This is a genomic window from Kitasatospora sp. NPDC059160, from assembly GCF_042755465.1.
Lineage (GTDB): Bacteria > Actinomycetota > Actinomycetes > Streptomycetales > Streptomycetaceae > Kitasatospora.
The window spans coordinates 91406-104220 of sequence record NZ_JBHZCN010000007.1 but is presented as its reverse complement, the minus strand read 5'-3'; the positions used below and the strand labels follow the sequence as shown (position 1 = coordinate 104220).

The window sequence follows — 12815 nt, the reverse complement described above, 5'->3', positions numbered from 1 at the left end:
GACCCTCCAGTCCAAGACCGCAATCGTGAAGGAGGCGATAAGAAAACACCTATGATGGCTGGCCATGGACCTGCTGGGGCACCTCCGCCACTTCCGCGCCGTCGCCGAGGAACGGCACTTCGGCCGCGCCGCCGAGCGCCTGCGGATCGCCCAGCCCTCGCTCTCCCAGCGGATCCAGCGCCTCGAACGCGAACTCGGCGTCACCCTCTTCGACCGCGGCCCGCGCGGCGTCGACCTCACCCCGGCGGGCCGGCTGCTGCTCGCCGAGGCCGAGGAGACCCTGGACAGCGCCGCCCGCCTCCTGGCCACCGCCGCCGACCTGCGCAGCGGACGGGCCGGCACCCTGCGCGCGGCCGTCCCGCCCGACCTCGGGCCGGCCACCCTCGCCGCACTGCTCACCGGCTTCGAGGCCGCCTCCCCGGGCACCCGGCTCGAACTGCGCGAGGTGCCCGTCACGGCCGTGGTGCGCGAACTCGCCCAGCACACCGTCGACGTCGCCGTCGTGCGCCACCCCTGCCCGGCCGACGGACTGGCCTTCGGCCCCGTCCTGCACCAGCCGCTCGGCGTCCTGCTCGCCGACCGCAGCCCGTACGCCGACCGCCCGGAGCTCGCGGTGGCCGACCTCACCGGTCTGCGCCTGGTGCTCTTCCCGCGCGCCACCGCCCCGGCCCTGTACGACGAGGTGCTCACCACCCTGACCAGGCACGGCTGCACCCCCGAGGCCGTCGTCGACCCGCCGGGGCCCGACGTCGCGGGCGCGCTCGTGCTCACCGGCAGCGCCATCGCCCTGGTGCCGCGCACCGCGCCGCCACCGGGTACAGTCTGGCGTCCGCTCACCGGCACCCCGCTGGCCTGGCGGACCTCCACGGCCTGGCCGGCCGGGCGGGGCGGGCCCGCCGTCCGCCTGTTCGCCCACACCGCCCACGAGGCGCTGACCGGACCGGGCGGCCTGCTGCCCCCACCGCCCCACCGCCCGCTCTACCCCCGGCCCGCAATGGAGTTCCCGCTGTGACCAGCGACCGCACCGGAGCCGAGCGCCCGACCGCCGACCGTACGGCCGCCGTCGGATCAGCCGCCGACCGGACCCCGCACAGCCGCGCCGCGCGCACCCGCATCACCGCCGCCTTCGCCGACGCCGGCGTCACCGGCCGGCTGCACGCACGCGACCTCGACACCGGCGCCGAGATCGGCCTCGGCGCCGACACCGCCGTCAGCACCGCCAGCGTCCACAAGCTCTGCCTCCTCGTGACGCTCTACCGCGAGGCCGCCGCCGGACGGATCGACCTCACCCGACAGGTCGAGATCCCCGCCACCGGCCGCACCCCCGGCGGCACCGGCCTCGCCGCCATGCTCGACCCCGCCCGCCTCTCCCTGCGCGACCTCGCCTACCTCACCGCCGCCGTCAGCGACAACACCGCCGCCGACACCCTGTGGGACGAGATCGGCCTCGACGCCGTCAACCGCACCATGGCCGACCTCGGCCTCACCCGCACCGTCGCCGTCCACACACTCCGCGACCTCAGCGCCGCCCTCGCCGAGGACACCGGCCCGGACTCCCCGGTCGACCCCGCCGTCGTCGCCCGCCTCAGAGTCCTCGACCCCGCCTTCACCAACCACAGCACCCCCCGCGACATGACCACCCTGCTCGCCGCCCTCTGGCACGGCGACGCCTGCCCCGGCGACCACGGCGCCGCCCTGCGCCGCCTCCTCGGCCTCCAGGTCTGGCCGCACCGCCTGGCCTCCGGCTTCCCCTACGACGACGTCCGCGTCCACGGCAAGACCGGCACCCTCCCCACGCTGCGCCACGAGGTCGGCGTCGTCGAGTACCCCGACGGCGGCCGCTACGCCCTCGCCGTCTTCACCCGCGCCGCGGCCACCACCATCACCCTGCCCGCCGCCGACGCCGCCATCGGCACCGCCGCCCGCCTCGCCGTCGACGCCCTCCGGGCCCGCGCGGCCACGGGCCCGACGGGCTGACAGCCCGCGCGCGTTCGATCCGCGCACTCTGCGCGTACCGCCGAGCAGTTCGCCGGGCGGGCCTCAGCGCAGCACCGACTCCAGGAAGTCGCTGCCGATCCGGGCCACGACGGAGATGTCGAGCTGGTGCAGGACGTAACGGCCCCGGCGCCGGGTGACGAGGAGCCCGGCCTTGCGCAGGACGGCGAGGTGGCGGGAGATCTCGGGGGCGGTGAGCCCGTACGCGTCGGCCAGCTCGTTCGTCGAGTACGCGGCGCGCGCCAGGTTGCGGCACAGGTTCATCCGCATCGGGTGGGTCAGCGCGTCCAGGCGCAGCTTGACCGTCTCCACGGGCTCGGCGCCGCCGATCTCGTGGGCCGCGGCCGGGTACTGGATCACCGGCTGCCAGCCCGGCCCGTACAGGGTGAACAGGTGCGGCCAGCCGAAGACGCTGGGCAGCAGGGTGACGGCGGTGTCGCGGGCGTCGGTGCGCCCGTGCACGAGTTTGTCGACGACGATGCGGCTGCCGTGCTCGTCCTCCTCCAGGCTCAGCGCCGGCGACGCCGCCGTGAGGGCCTCCGCCAGGCCCTTGCGGCGCAGCAGGTCGGTCTTCTGCTGGGCGTCGGCGGTGAGCTGGACGCGGACCCGGCGCCAGGTGTCGGCGAAGAACGCCCGGTCGCAGTCCTCCAGGAGGCGCCGGATCCACGCCCGGGTCCCGGTGGGGTCGTTGAGCATCCGTTCGACGAACGCCGCCTGGTGCGGGCCGCGGGCCGCCGCCAGGTCGAGCGAGCGGCGCCGCGACCACGCGTCGGTCAGGGGCGAGGGCAGCCCCTTGGGGTAGTGGTTGGTGCTGCAGGAGATCTCCAGGGCCGCCCCGACGAACCTCTCGTCCGGCATCCGGTCGAGGTCGTCCAGCTCCTCGGCGAGGGTCTGCCGGGGGCAGGCGGGGATCAGGAAGTCGGAGCGCGTGGAGCGCCACATGAAGTCGGCCTCCAGCATCCGGCCGGCCAGTTCCGGTTCGAGCGTGCCGGAGGTCGCCGTCGTCCACGCGTGCAGCCGGGGGTGGTGGGCGGGCTCGGCGAGCGCGTGCAGCGCGTTGCCGAGCTCGGCCAGCGGCGAGGGGTGGAAGGCGATCCGCTCGTGCGGCAGTCCGGTGATGTCGATGGTCACGCTCACCCCACCATGGTGCCCGGCCCGCTGACCACGTCATTTGACGGGGGTCGTCAATCGGCGGGACCGGCGGGGCGGCCGGGGTGCACGGTGGGCGCATGAACGCACTGCACCAGCACCTCCTGGACAGCTACCGAGCCGCCCAGCACGCCGAACCGGCCCCGCCCGCCCCCGGCACCCACGACCTCGCGGTGCTCCGGGCGGCCCGTGACCACCGCCGTTTCGAAGCGGTCGTCGCCGGCCGCCCCACCCCCGGCCGGCTGCGCTTCGCCGTCCGCCGCTGGCTGAGCGCCCAGGGCCGGCGGGCCGGGGCCGAGACCAGGTGCTGAGACCGGCACCGGCACCGGGGCCGCGGCGCGGTCGCCGTCACCCGCCCGGCCCGCCACCCTGGGAGGTGGACCGGGGGGACGCACCGGGGACGCAGCCGGGAGGTTTCCAGTGGACGTACTCGTCGTGGGCGCCGGACCGGTCGGCCTGACCGCCGCCGTGGAACTGCGCAGGCGGGGGATCGGCTGCCGGCTCGTCGAACGGCTGCCGCAGCGGCTGCCGTTCGCGAAGGCGGTCGGTGTCCAGCCGCGCACGCTGGAGATCTGGGACCGGATGGGACTGGTGCGCGCCGCGCTCGACGCCGCCGTCCCGATGCGCGGGCAACTGCGCTACGTGAACGGCACCGAGCAGCCGAGGACCGACCTGGCGCTGCCGCCCGAGGTGCCGTACGGCTTCGCGGCGCTGCCCCAGTACGAGACCGAGCGGATCCTGGAGGAGCACCTGATCCGCCTCGGCGGCCGGATCGAGCGCCGCAGCGAACTGGTGTCGTTCACCCAGGACGACGACGGCGTCACCAGCCGCCTGGTCACCGCGGCGGGGCAGGAGGAGGTCCGCTCCCGGTACCTGATCGGCTGCGACGGTGCGCACAGCACCGTCCGCAAGGGGCTCGGGCTCGGCTTCCGGGGCGGGGCGTTCCCGGAGGAGTACATGCTCGCCGACGTCGAGGTCGACTGGGACCTGCCGCCCGGCTACGGCGTGCGCGCCCTGCACCGGGGTGAGGACGGCCGCGTCGACGACCTGCTGGTCTGCATCCCGCTGCCCGGCCGGGGCCGCTACCGGATGTCGATGCTGGTGCCACCCGAGCTGTCGGCCGCACCGGCCGCACCGGCCGAATCGGCCGCTTCAGCCGCGCCTGCCGTCCCGGCCGAATCAGCCGCGCCTGCCGCTTCCGGCGTCGCGCACGGCCTGGAGGGCGGCCGGGGCCCGGCGCTGTCCGACGTCCAGACGGTCCTGGACCGGCTCTCGCCGCGGCCGGCCACCGCCTCGGCCCTGCGCTGGTCCTCGGTCTTCCGGATCAGCCACCGGCTGGTGGACCGGTACGGGGACGGCCGGGTCCTGGTCGCCGGGGACGCCGCGCACATCCACCCGCCCACCGGCGCGCAGGGCATGAACACCGGCATCCAGGACGCCTACAACCTCGCCTGGAAGCTCGCCCTCACGATCGGCGGCACCGCCCGCCCGGGCCTCCTCGCGAGCTACGACGCCGAGCGCCGCCCGGTCGGCGAGGAGGTGGTCGGCCGCACCGTCCGGCACGCCGCCGAAGGCGTCCAGGCCGACCCGGAGGACCCGGCGACCCTGCTGCTGCGCGAGGCCCAACTGCTCGTCGGCTACCGCGACAGCCCGATCGTCGGCCCCCCGGACGCCGACGGCGCCGACGGCGACAGCGGTGCCGGGCCCGCCCCCCGCCCCGGCGACCGGGCCCCCGACTGCACCGGCCTGACCGGCGAGATCGCCACCTACCCGCAGCGCCTGTACGACGTGCTGCGGGGCGGCGAACACGTGCTGCTGCTGTACGGCACCGACCGGGAGTCGACCGGAGGATTCGACGAACTCGCCTCCCTCGCAACCGAACTGACCGGCCATCAGCTCACCTCCTACGTGATCCTCGCCGACGGCGCACGGCCGCCCGCCGGCGGGACGCGGCTCCCGGTGTACCGCGACACCCGCGGCGAGTTCGCCCGCGCCTACGCCACCCAGGCGGGCCCGACGGCGTTCGTCGTCCGCCCGGACGGCTACCTGGGCACCCGCCTGTACCCGCCCACGGCCGAGGGCCTGACCGCCCACCTGGCCCGTGTCTTCCGCACCCCCCGCCCGGAAGGGCGCTGATCCCGGCTGGTCCCGGCGGTCCCGGTGTGCCCCGGTGTGCCTCCTCGCTTGGCCCGTGTCGCGGGGCGTTCGTACGATCTGGCCCTTCCCCCCGAGCACGGCAGGACCAGGACATCCCATGACGCATCCCCTCACCTCGCTGCGGGCGGCGCTGGGCCTGTCGCAGCCCGAGTACGCCCGCCTCGTCGCCCGCACCCACGACGAGCTCGGCCTGGGGCGGATGGCCGCCCGCCGGGAGAAGGTGTCCCGCTGGGAGTCGGGGCGGATCGCCCCCGAGTTCACCGCGCAGCTGGCGATGGCGCACCTGCACGGCGTGGCGGCCAGGGAGGTCCGCCGTCTGGGCTGGCCGTTCTGGGCGCACCTCGCCACCCGGGACGCGGCCCTGCTGGAACAGCCCCACACCGACGAGGGCGCCGTGACCGTCCTGGCCGGTACGGCGCTGCCGCCCGAGGAGACCCCGGCCCGGGCGCCGGCACCGGTCCTGAGCGGCGCGGCACTGACGGGCCAGCTGCGCGGTGCGCTGGAGCACCTGCGCCTGACCCGGGTGGAGGCGGCGCCGGGGGCGGACCTCGGGGCGCTGACCGGCCGCGTCGCGGGGATCGAGGCGCGCACCAGTGCCCTGGAGGGCCACGAGAACGCCACCGGGCTGTCGCCCGCCGTCCTGTACGCGGCGGCGCACGCCGAGCACCGCCTGGTCGTCTCCCTGCTCACCCGCGCCGGGCACCCCGGCGCACCGGCGTCGGACCCGTCGTCGGCACACCTGTCGTCGGCACACCCGTCGGTGCGGCGCCTGTTCGCGCTGGCCGCCCGCACGTCCCTGCTCTGCGGGTGGTTCAGCCTCGCCCTCGGCGAGGACGCGCGGGCCGAGCGGCACGGCCTCGCCGCGGTCCGGGCCGCCGCCGCGGCCGGTGAGCCGGCACTCGCCGTGCGGGCGATGTCGCAGCTGACCCTCCACCAGCTGGTCGCCGGTACGGCGGAGGGCGCCGTCACCCTCATCCGCGCCGCCCGCGCCGCCGGCCCCCGCAGCCCGGCGGCGGAGGCGACGCTGCACTGCTTCGACGCCACCGCGACGGCCCAACTCGGCCACGCGAGCGCGGCCGAGGCCGCACTGGACCACGCCGGGGAGTGCATGGCGGACGCGCCCGCCGACCCCTCGCTCGACCCCGGCATCCACCAGCGCCTGTCGATCACCCGGGGCGGCGTGCTGTGGTACCTGGGCAGACCCCGCGGGGCCGCACCGTACTTCCGGGCCTTCGCCGACACCCTGCTCCTGCCGCAGGACACCGCCCACCACCCGCACACCGCGCTGTTCCTGCTGTACGCGGTCGACACCCACCTGGCCCTCGGGGAACTCGACGTCGCCGCCGCACTGGTGCACCGCGCCCTCGACCTCACCGGCGTGCTTCCCTCGGGCCTGGCCCGCGACTACCGCGGCAAGCTCACCGTCCACCGGCACGAGCCCCTCATCGCCCACGCCCTCGACCACCTGAACGACAGCGCCGCGCCCTGAGCCCGCGCCCGCCCTGGGCCCGCGCCAGGTTCCGGTGTCGCCCGTCCTCTTGTCAGATGTTAGGGAAGTTTCCTAACTTGATGTCATGTCCGAGACACCACGGCACTCCCGGTACTCCCGGCGCTCCCTCCTGCGCGTCGGCGCGGCGGGCGGAGCGGCCTTCGCCGGCGGCCTCCTGCTGCCCGGCGCCGCCCGGGCCGCCGCCCCGCACCCCACCGTCCTCGACACCCCCGTCCTCGACACCCCCACCCCCGGCAGCCCCACCCTGCCGTCGCCCCGCGGCGAGCGCACCGCCAGGTCCGCGCTGCGGCCCTTCGGCCGGCACCTCGCCTACGGGGCCGACCCGTCCCGCCAGGTCGTCGTCTCCTGGCAGGTGCCGGACGCGGTGACCGCCCCCTTCGTCCGGATCGGCCTGCAGCCCGGCGACCTCGGCGCGCCGGTCCCCGCCGAGGTCCGCACCCTGGTCAGCAAACTCGCCTGGCAGCACCCGGTCGAGGACCAGCCGCTGGTCAAGCCCACCACCGTCACCCAGTACTACCTGCACGCGCGGGTGGACCAGCTGGTCCCGGACACCACCTACTACTACGCCGTCGGCCACCAGGGCCACGACCCGGCCGGCCGGCTCGGCGACGTGGCGAGCTTCCGCACCGCACCCGCCCCCGGACGCGGCGCCGGCTTCACCTTCACGGCCTTCGGCGACCAGGGCATCGGCTACAACGCCGCCGCCACCGCCCACCTGATCGCCGGCCTCGACCCCGCCTTCCACCTCCACATGGGCGACCTCTCGTACGCCAACAGCGGCGGCAGCGGCAAGACCGACGACGCGTACGACGCCCGCCTGTGGGACTCCTTCTTCGTGCAGAACGACCCCGTCGCCGCCCGGACCCCGTGGATGGTGGCGGTCGGCAACCACGAGATGGAGCCCTGGTACGGCGGCGACGGCTACGGCGGCGTCCGCGCCCGGTTCACGATGCCCGACAACGCCTGGGACCAGTCGACGGGCATCTACTCCTGGCGCTACCAGAACGTCGGCCTGATCAGCCTCGACGGCAACGACGTCTGCTTCAACACCCCCGCCAACCTCGACCACACCAAGGGCCGGCAGAAGAAGTGGCTGGAGGCCCGGCTCGCCGCCCTGCGCGCCGACCCCGGCATCGACTTCATCGTCGTCTACCTGCACCAGTGCACGTACTCCACCTGCCACGACAACGGGGCCGAACTCGGCGCGCAGCAGGACTGGGCCCCGCTGTTCGACAAGTACCAGGTGGACCTGGTGCTCAGCGGCCACAACCACGTCTACGAGCGGACCGACCCGATCCGCGCGGGCAAGGCCACCCGCAAGGCCGCCTCCGGCGACACCGTCAACCCGGTGAAGGACGGCACCACCTACGTCGTCGCGGGCGGCGGTGGCGGCGGGCTCTACAAGTTCCCGGCCTCCGACACCTACCTCGGGCACGAGACCAGGAACGACGCCCCGGTCCCGATGGTGGTCTCCGACCGGAGCGGCCACGAGCAGACCGTCAAGGTCACCTGGTCCAGGGTCCGTTACACCGGCTACTGCCTGGTGGCGGTCGACGTGACGCCCGCCGTGGGCGGCGCGCCGGCCCGGATGGAGGTGCGGTCCGTCACCGAGGACGGCACGGCCGTGGACCGCGTCACCGTGCAGCGCGGCTGAACCCGGGCCGGCGCCGCGCGGAAAGCCGAGGAGCGGCCCGCCCCTTCCGTGGGCGGACCGCTCCGGTGTCACCGGGGCGACGGCTGTCACCCGGGCGACGTCGTCACAGGCCGACCTGCGACGAGCAGCGACGGAAGGGGACCGGGGGGAACCAGCCGACGGAGTCGTTGCCGCAGACGTAGACGCTGGTGAGACGGGTGTGGTACTTGATCGCGCTGGCCTGGTTCTTCGCCAGCTGGAACTCGTGGACCTCGCCGGAGGCGGTCTTCACGAAGGCGCTGGCCCCGTTGAAGCGGGTGCCGGTGGACATCCAGACCCAGCCGTCCGAGCAGTTGTCCACCTGGACCTCGACGTCGTAGAAACGCAGCGGCCGGGTGCAGCCCGCGGTGGCGGCGGTGCCCGCCGAGGCCGGAGTGGCCGCGACGGCGGTCAGCGCGGACACGGCGAGGCCGAGGACGGCGACCGTCTTGGGCAGCTTGCCCGACAGAGACTTCATGGGGTGGCTCCAAGCATTCGATGAGCGTTTCCGAGCATGCGATCCGAGCTGTCCGCTCGGGCCGTGCCCCCACTGTTCTCGGAGCGGCTCACCCGTGGCATCGGTCATTTGACTGTCGATGTGCCGGAAACGGCAGGTGGGCCGTGCGAGGTCCTCCGTATCCTTGGCCGGTCACCACACGCGTACGAACATGAAGGAGAGACCCCTCGTGGCCAGCCCGACCGAGACGCTCGAGTTCCAGGCGGAGACCCGCCAGCTGCTGCAGCTGGTGATCCACTCGATCTACTCGAACAAGGACATCTTCCTGCGCGAGCTGATCTCCAACGCCTCCGACGCCCTCGACAAGCTCCGTCTGGAATCCCTCACCGACACCGACCTCGCGGCCGACACCTCCGACCTGCACATCACCCTGGAGGTCGACCGGCAGGCCCGGACCCTGACGGTGCGGGACAACGGCATCGGCATGACCCGCGAGGACGTCGTCGACCTGATCGGCACCATCGCGAAGTCCGGCACCGCCGGCCTGCTGGCCAGGATCAAGGAGGCCAAGGACGCGGAGGCGGCCCAGAACCTGATCGGCCAGTTCGGCGTCGGCTTCTACTCGGCGTTCATGGTCGCCGACAAGGTCACCCTGCACACCCGCCGGGCCGGCACCGAGCAGGGCACCGCGTGGGAGTCCGACGGCGAGGGCACCTACACGATCGCGCCGGCCGACGGCCTGCCGGCGGGCACCTCGGTGACGCTGCACCTCAAGCCGGCCGACGGCGAGGACGGCCTCGGCGACTACCTGGCGGGGTGGAAGATCCGCCAGATCGTCAAGCAGTACTCGGACTTCATCCGCTGGCCCATCCGCATGGCCGCCGAACCCGCCGCCGCGGACGCCGCCGCGGACGCCGCCGCGGACGGTGCCGAGACCGAGACCGAGGCCGAGACCGTGGACGGCGCCGAACCCGCCGACGCGTTCGAGACGCTGAACTCGATGAAGGCCCTGTGGGCCCGCCCCCGCAGCGAGGTGACCGAGGCCGAGTACCACGAGTTCTACCAGCAGATCAGCCACGACTGGCAGCCCCCGGCCGAGACCGTCCACATGCGCGCCGAGGGCACCTTCGAGTACGAGGCGCTGCTGTTCATCCCCGCCCACGCCCCGTTCGACCTGTTCTCCCGCGACACCAAGCGAGGCGTGCAGCTGTACGTCAAGCGCGTGTTCATCATGGACGACTGCGACGCGCTCATGCCGAACTACCTGCGCTTCGTCAAGGGCGTGGTCGACGCCCACGACCTGTCGCTGAACGTCTCCCGCGAGATCCTGCAGCACGACCGCCAGATCACCGCGGTCCGCCGGCGGCTCGTCAAGAAGGTCCTCACCGCCTTCAAGGACATGCAGGCCGCCAACCCCGAGGCCTACGCCACGGCGTGGGAGCAGTTCGGCCGGGTGATCAAGGAAGGCCTGCTGGAGGACCGCGACAACACCGACGCGCTGCTGCCCCTGGTCTCGGCCGCCTCCACCCACGACGCGCAGAAGCCGACCACGCTGCGCGAGTACGTCGCGCGGATGAAGGACGGCCAGGACACCATCTACTACCTGACCGGCGAGAACCGGGCCATGGTGGAGAACTCCCCGCACATGGAGGCATTCACCGCCAAGGGCTACGAGGTCCTGATCCTCACCGACCCCGTCGACGAGGTCTGGACCGACCAGGTCCCCGCCTTCGAGGGCCACCGCTTCCAGTCCATCGCCAAGGGCCAGGTCGACCTCGGCGACGACGCCGACACCGACGGCGACGACGAGGCGAAGGCGCAGAAGGCCCGGCGCGAGGAGGACTTCGCCGCCCTCCTCACCTGGCTGCAGGCCACCCTGGCCGACCACGTCAAGCAGGTCCGCCTCTCCACCCGGCTCACCACCTCCGCCGCCTGCCTGGTCGGCGACGCCCACGACCTGACCCCCACCCTGGAGAAGATGTACCGGGCCATGGGCCAGGAACTCCCCACCGTGAAGCGGATCCTGGAGCTCAACCCCACCCACCCCCTGATCACCGCCCTGCACCGGGCCCACGGGGCGAAGTCCGACGACCCGGTCCTCACCGACATCGCCGAACTCGTCCACGGCAGCGCCCTGCTCGCCGAGGGCGGCGACCTGCCCGACCCGGCCCGGTTCACCCGCCTCCTGACCGACCACCTCACCCACAGCCTGTAACCCCCCCGGCAGGCACACGCCCCTCGCGACCGGCCCGGCCGCGAGGGGCGTCCGCTTCCCCCCCCCGGGGGGCGGGCCCTCAGCGGCCCGGGCGCTCGCCCGCCCACACCGGGGGAGTGCGGTCCGACCACGGGCAGGCCTGTTCGAGCTGCCCGGCGAGCCGGAAGAGCAGCCCCTCGCGCCCGTACCCGGCGGCGAACTGCATGCCGACCGGCAGCCCGGTGCCGGGGTCGGCCGTCACCGGCACCGACATGGCGGGCGTGCCCGCCACGTTGAACGCCGCGGTGAAGGGGGAGTGGTCGAGGATCCGGCGCAGCCAGCCGAGGCCGTCCAGGGCCTCCGCGCCCCGGCCGTGGGTGCCCAGGGGCACCGGCAGGTCCGGCACGGTCGGGGTGAGCAGCACGTCGTACGCGGCGAAGTACCGTGCCAGGCTGCGGGAGACCTGGTTGCGGACGGCCAGGGCGGTCACGAGCTCGGGGCCGGTGACCCGCCGCCCGTAGTGGTAGCTGGCCAGGATCGGCGCCTCCAGGGTCGAGAAGTCGACGGGCCGGCCGGTGGCGGCGGCCAGCTCGTCCACCATGACGGTGAGGTTCGCCGTCCACTGCCGGGCGTTGGCCAGGACGAACTGCTCCCAGCCGACGCCGAGTTCGGCCTCGGCCTGCTCCACCCGGTGGCCGAGCGACTCCAGCAGGCGCACGGTGCGCGACAGCGCGTCGAGGACGGGCGCCGTGGTGCGCCGCCCGCCCCAGGCCTGGGCGAGGACGCCGATCCGCAGGGAGCCCGGATCCCGGCGGACCTCCTGCGCGTACGGCCGCTCCGGCTGCGGGGCGACGTAGGGGTCGCCCGCCTCCGGGCCGCCCACCAGGTCGAGCAGGACCGCGCTGTCGCGCACGGTGCGGCTGACGCTGCCGTGCACGGCCAGGCCGTTGAAGATCTCGTCGACGGCGGGGCCGACGGGGATGCGGCCGCGGGTCGGCTTCATCCCGAACAGGCCGTTGTAGGCGGCGGGGACGCGGATCGAGCCCGCCGCGTCGGTGGCGTGCGCGATCGGCACGATCCCGGCGGCGACCGCCGCGCCCGCGCCCCCGCTGGAGCCGCCGGCGCTGCGGGTGGGGTCCCACGGGTTGCGGGTCGGGCCGTACAGCACGGGTTCGGTGGTGGTGCTGTAGGCCAGTTCCGGGGTCGCGGTGCGTCCGAAGGTCACGAGGCCGGCGGCGCGGAAGCGCGCCATCAGGGTCGAGTCCTCGGCAGCGACGTTCCCGGCGGCGAGGCGGCTGCCGAGCTCGGTGCGCCGCCCGGCCATGGTGACCCCGAGGTCCTTGACGAGGAAGGGCACCCCGGCCAGCGGCGCGCCGCCGGGGCGGGGCCGGTCGTCGGCCGGCCAGGTCTCCACGACGGCGTTCAGCCGCGGGCCGACGGCCCGTGCGGCCGCGCGCGCGGCGGCCTCCACCTCGGCGGGGCTCACCTGGCGCCGGGCGATCAGTTCGGCGAGCCCGACCGCGTCGAAGGCCGTGTACTCCGTGACGTCCACTGGGTCACTCCTGGATCCGGGACCGGTACCGATGTCGATACCGACCAGTCTTCAACGATACCGATCGGTATCGCGTGGAACGGACTGGTACCGTAGCAGCAGGTTCAGGAAGTGCGGGACGCCAGGGAG

At 74.4% G+C, this 12815-nt stretch carries 10 protein-coding genes; 7 read left to right on the top strand and 3 right to left on the bottom strand.

Annotation, left to right across the window (positions count from 1 at the left end):
* The first annotated feature begins 64 nt into the window (after window positions 1-64).
* On the top strand, window positions 65-1012 hold the full coding sequence (locus ACFXOZ_RS04635) for a LysR family transcriptional regulator (protein ID WP_375895017.1): 948 nt from the start codon (window positions 65-67) through the stop codon (window positions 1010-1012).
* A 101-nt stretch (window positions 1013-1113) separates the two neighbouring features.
* On the top strand, window positions 1114-1977 hold the full coding sequence (locus ACFXOZ_RS04630; RefSeq protein ID WP_380532035.1) for a serine hydrolase: 864 nt from the start codon (window positions 1114-1116) through the stop codon (window positions 1975-1977).
* Window positions 1978-2040: 63 nt separating this feature from the next.
* Here the strand turns inward: ACFXOZ_RS04630 and ACFXOZ_RS04625 are convergent, their stop codons facing one another.
* Entirely contained in the window at window positions 2041-3132 is a 1092-nt protein-coding gene (locus ACFXOZ_RS04625) for a DUF5937 family protein (RefSeq protein WP_375895020.1), read from the bottom strand.
* A gap of 92 nt (window positions 3133-3224) precedes the next feature.
* Between ACFXOZ_RS04625 and ACFXOZ_RS04620 the strand changes: the two genes are divergently transcribed.
* From ACFXOZ_RS04620 to ACFXOZ_RS04605, 4 genes are all read left to right on the top strand, one after another.
* Window positions 3225-3455 (top strand): hypothetical protein, encoded by a 231-nt coding sequence (locus ACFXOZ_RS04620; RefSeq protein WP_375895023.1) that lies wholly within the window; start codon window positions 3225-3227, stop codon window positions 3453-3455.
* Window positions 3456-3564: 109 nt separating this feature from the next.
* Entirely contained in the window at window positions 3565-5280 is a 1716-nt protein-coding gene (locus ACFXOZ_RS04615; protein ID WP_380587443.1) for an FAD-dependent monooxygenase, read from the top strand.
* A 118-nt stretch (window positions 5281-5398) separates the two neighbouring features.
* Window positions 5399-6790 carry a hypothetical protein gene (locus ACFXOZ_RS04610; protein ID WP_380587440.1) on the top strand — a complete coding sequence of 464 codons (1392 nt, stop codon included), beginning with the start codon at window positions 5399-5401 and terminating at the stop codon, window positions 6788-6790.
* A gap of 85 nt (window positions 6791-6875) precedes the next feature.
* Window positions 6876-8465 (top strand): purple acid phosphatase family protein, encoded by a 1590-nt coding sequence (locus ACFXOZ_RS04605; protein ID WP_380587437.1) that lies wholly within the window; start codon window positions 6876-6878, stop codon window positions 8463-8465.
* Window positions 8466-8568: 103 nt separating this feature from the next.
* Here ACFXOZ_RS04605 and ACFXOZ_RS04600 read toward each other — a convergent pair whose 3' ends face one another.
* Window positions 8569-8961: a hypothetical protein gene (locus tag ACFXOZ_RS04600; protein WP_380532014.1), complete on the bottom strand. Its 393-nt coding sequence runs from the start codon at window positions 8959-8961 to the stop codon at window positions 8569-8571.
* 208 nt (window positions 8962-9169) lie between these two features.
* Between ACFXOZ_RS04600 and htpG the strand changes: the two genes are divergently transcribed.
* The gene (gene htpG, locus ACFXOZ_RS04595) at window positions 9170-11155 is read left to right on the top strand and encodes a molecular chaperone HtpG (RefSeq protein WP_380587434.1); all 1986 of its coding nucleotides are present in this window, start codon (window positions 9170-9172) and stop codon (window positions 11153-11155) included.
* Between the two features lie 79 nt (window positions 11156-11234).
* On the opposite strand, the gene ACFXOZ_RS04590 is transcribed toward htpG, so the two are convergent.
* Window positions 11235-12686 (bottom strand): amidase, encoded by a 1452-nt coding sequence (locus ACFXOZ_RS04590; protein WP_380587431.1) that lies wholly within the window; start codon window positions 12684-12686, stop codon window positions 11235-11237.
* Window positions 12687-12815 lie beyond the last annotated feature (129 nt).

Excerpts from the sequence above, each read along its gene's own strand:
- ACFXOZ_RS04635 (WP_375895017.1), top strand. The coding sequence starts at position 65 with ATGGACCTGCTGGGGCACCTCCGCCACTTCCGCGCCGTCGCCGAGGAA.
- ACFXOZ_RS04600 (WP_380532014.1), bottom strand. The coding sequence starts at position 8,961 with ATGAAGTCTCTGTCGGGCAAGCTGCCCAAGACGGTCGCCGTCCTCGGC.
- ACFXOZ_RS04610 (WP_380587440.1), top strand. The coding sequence starts at position 5,399 with ATGACGCATCCCCTCACCTCGCTGCGGGCGGCGCTGGGCCTGTCGCAG.
- ACFXOZ_RS04620 (WP_375895023.1), top strand. The coding sequence starts at position 3,225 with ATGAACGCACTGCACCAGCACCTCCTGGACAGCTACCGAGCCGCCCAG.
- ACFXOZ_RS04605 (WP_380587437.1), top strand. The coding sequence starts at position 6,876 with ATGTCCGAGACACCACGGCACTCCCGGTACTCCCGGCGCTCCCTCCTG.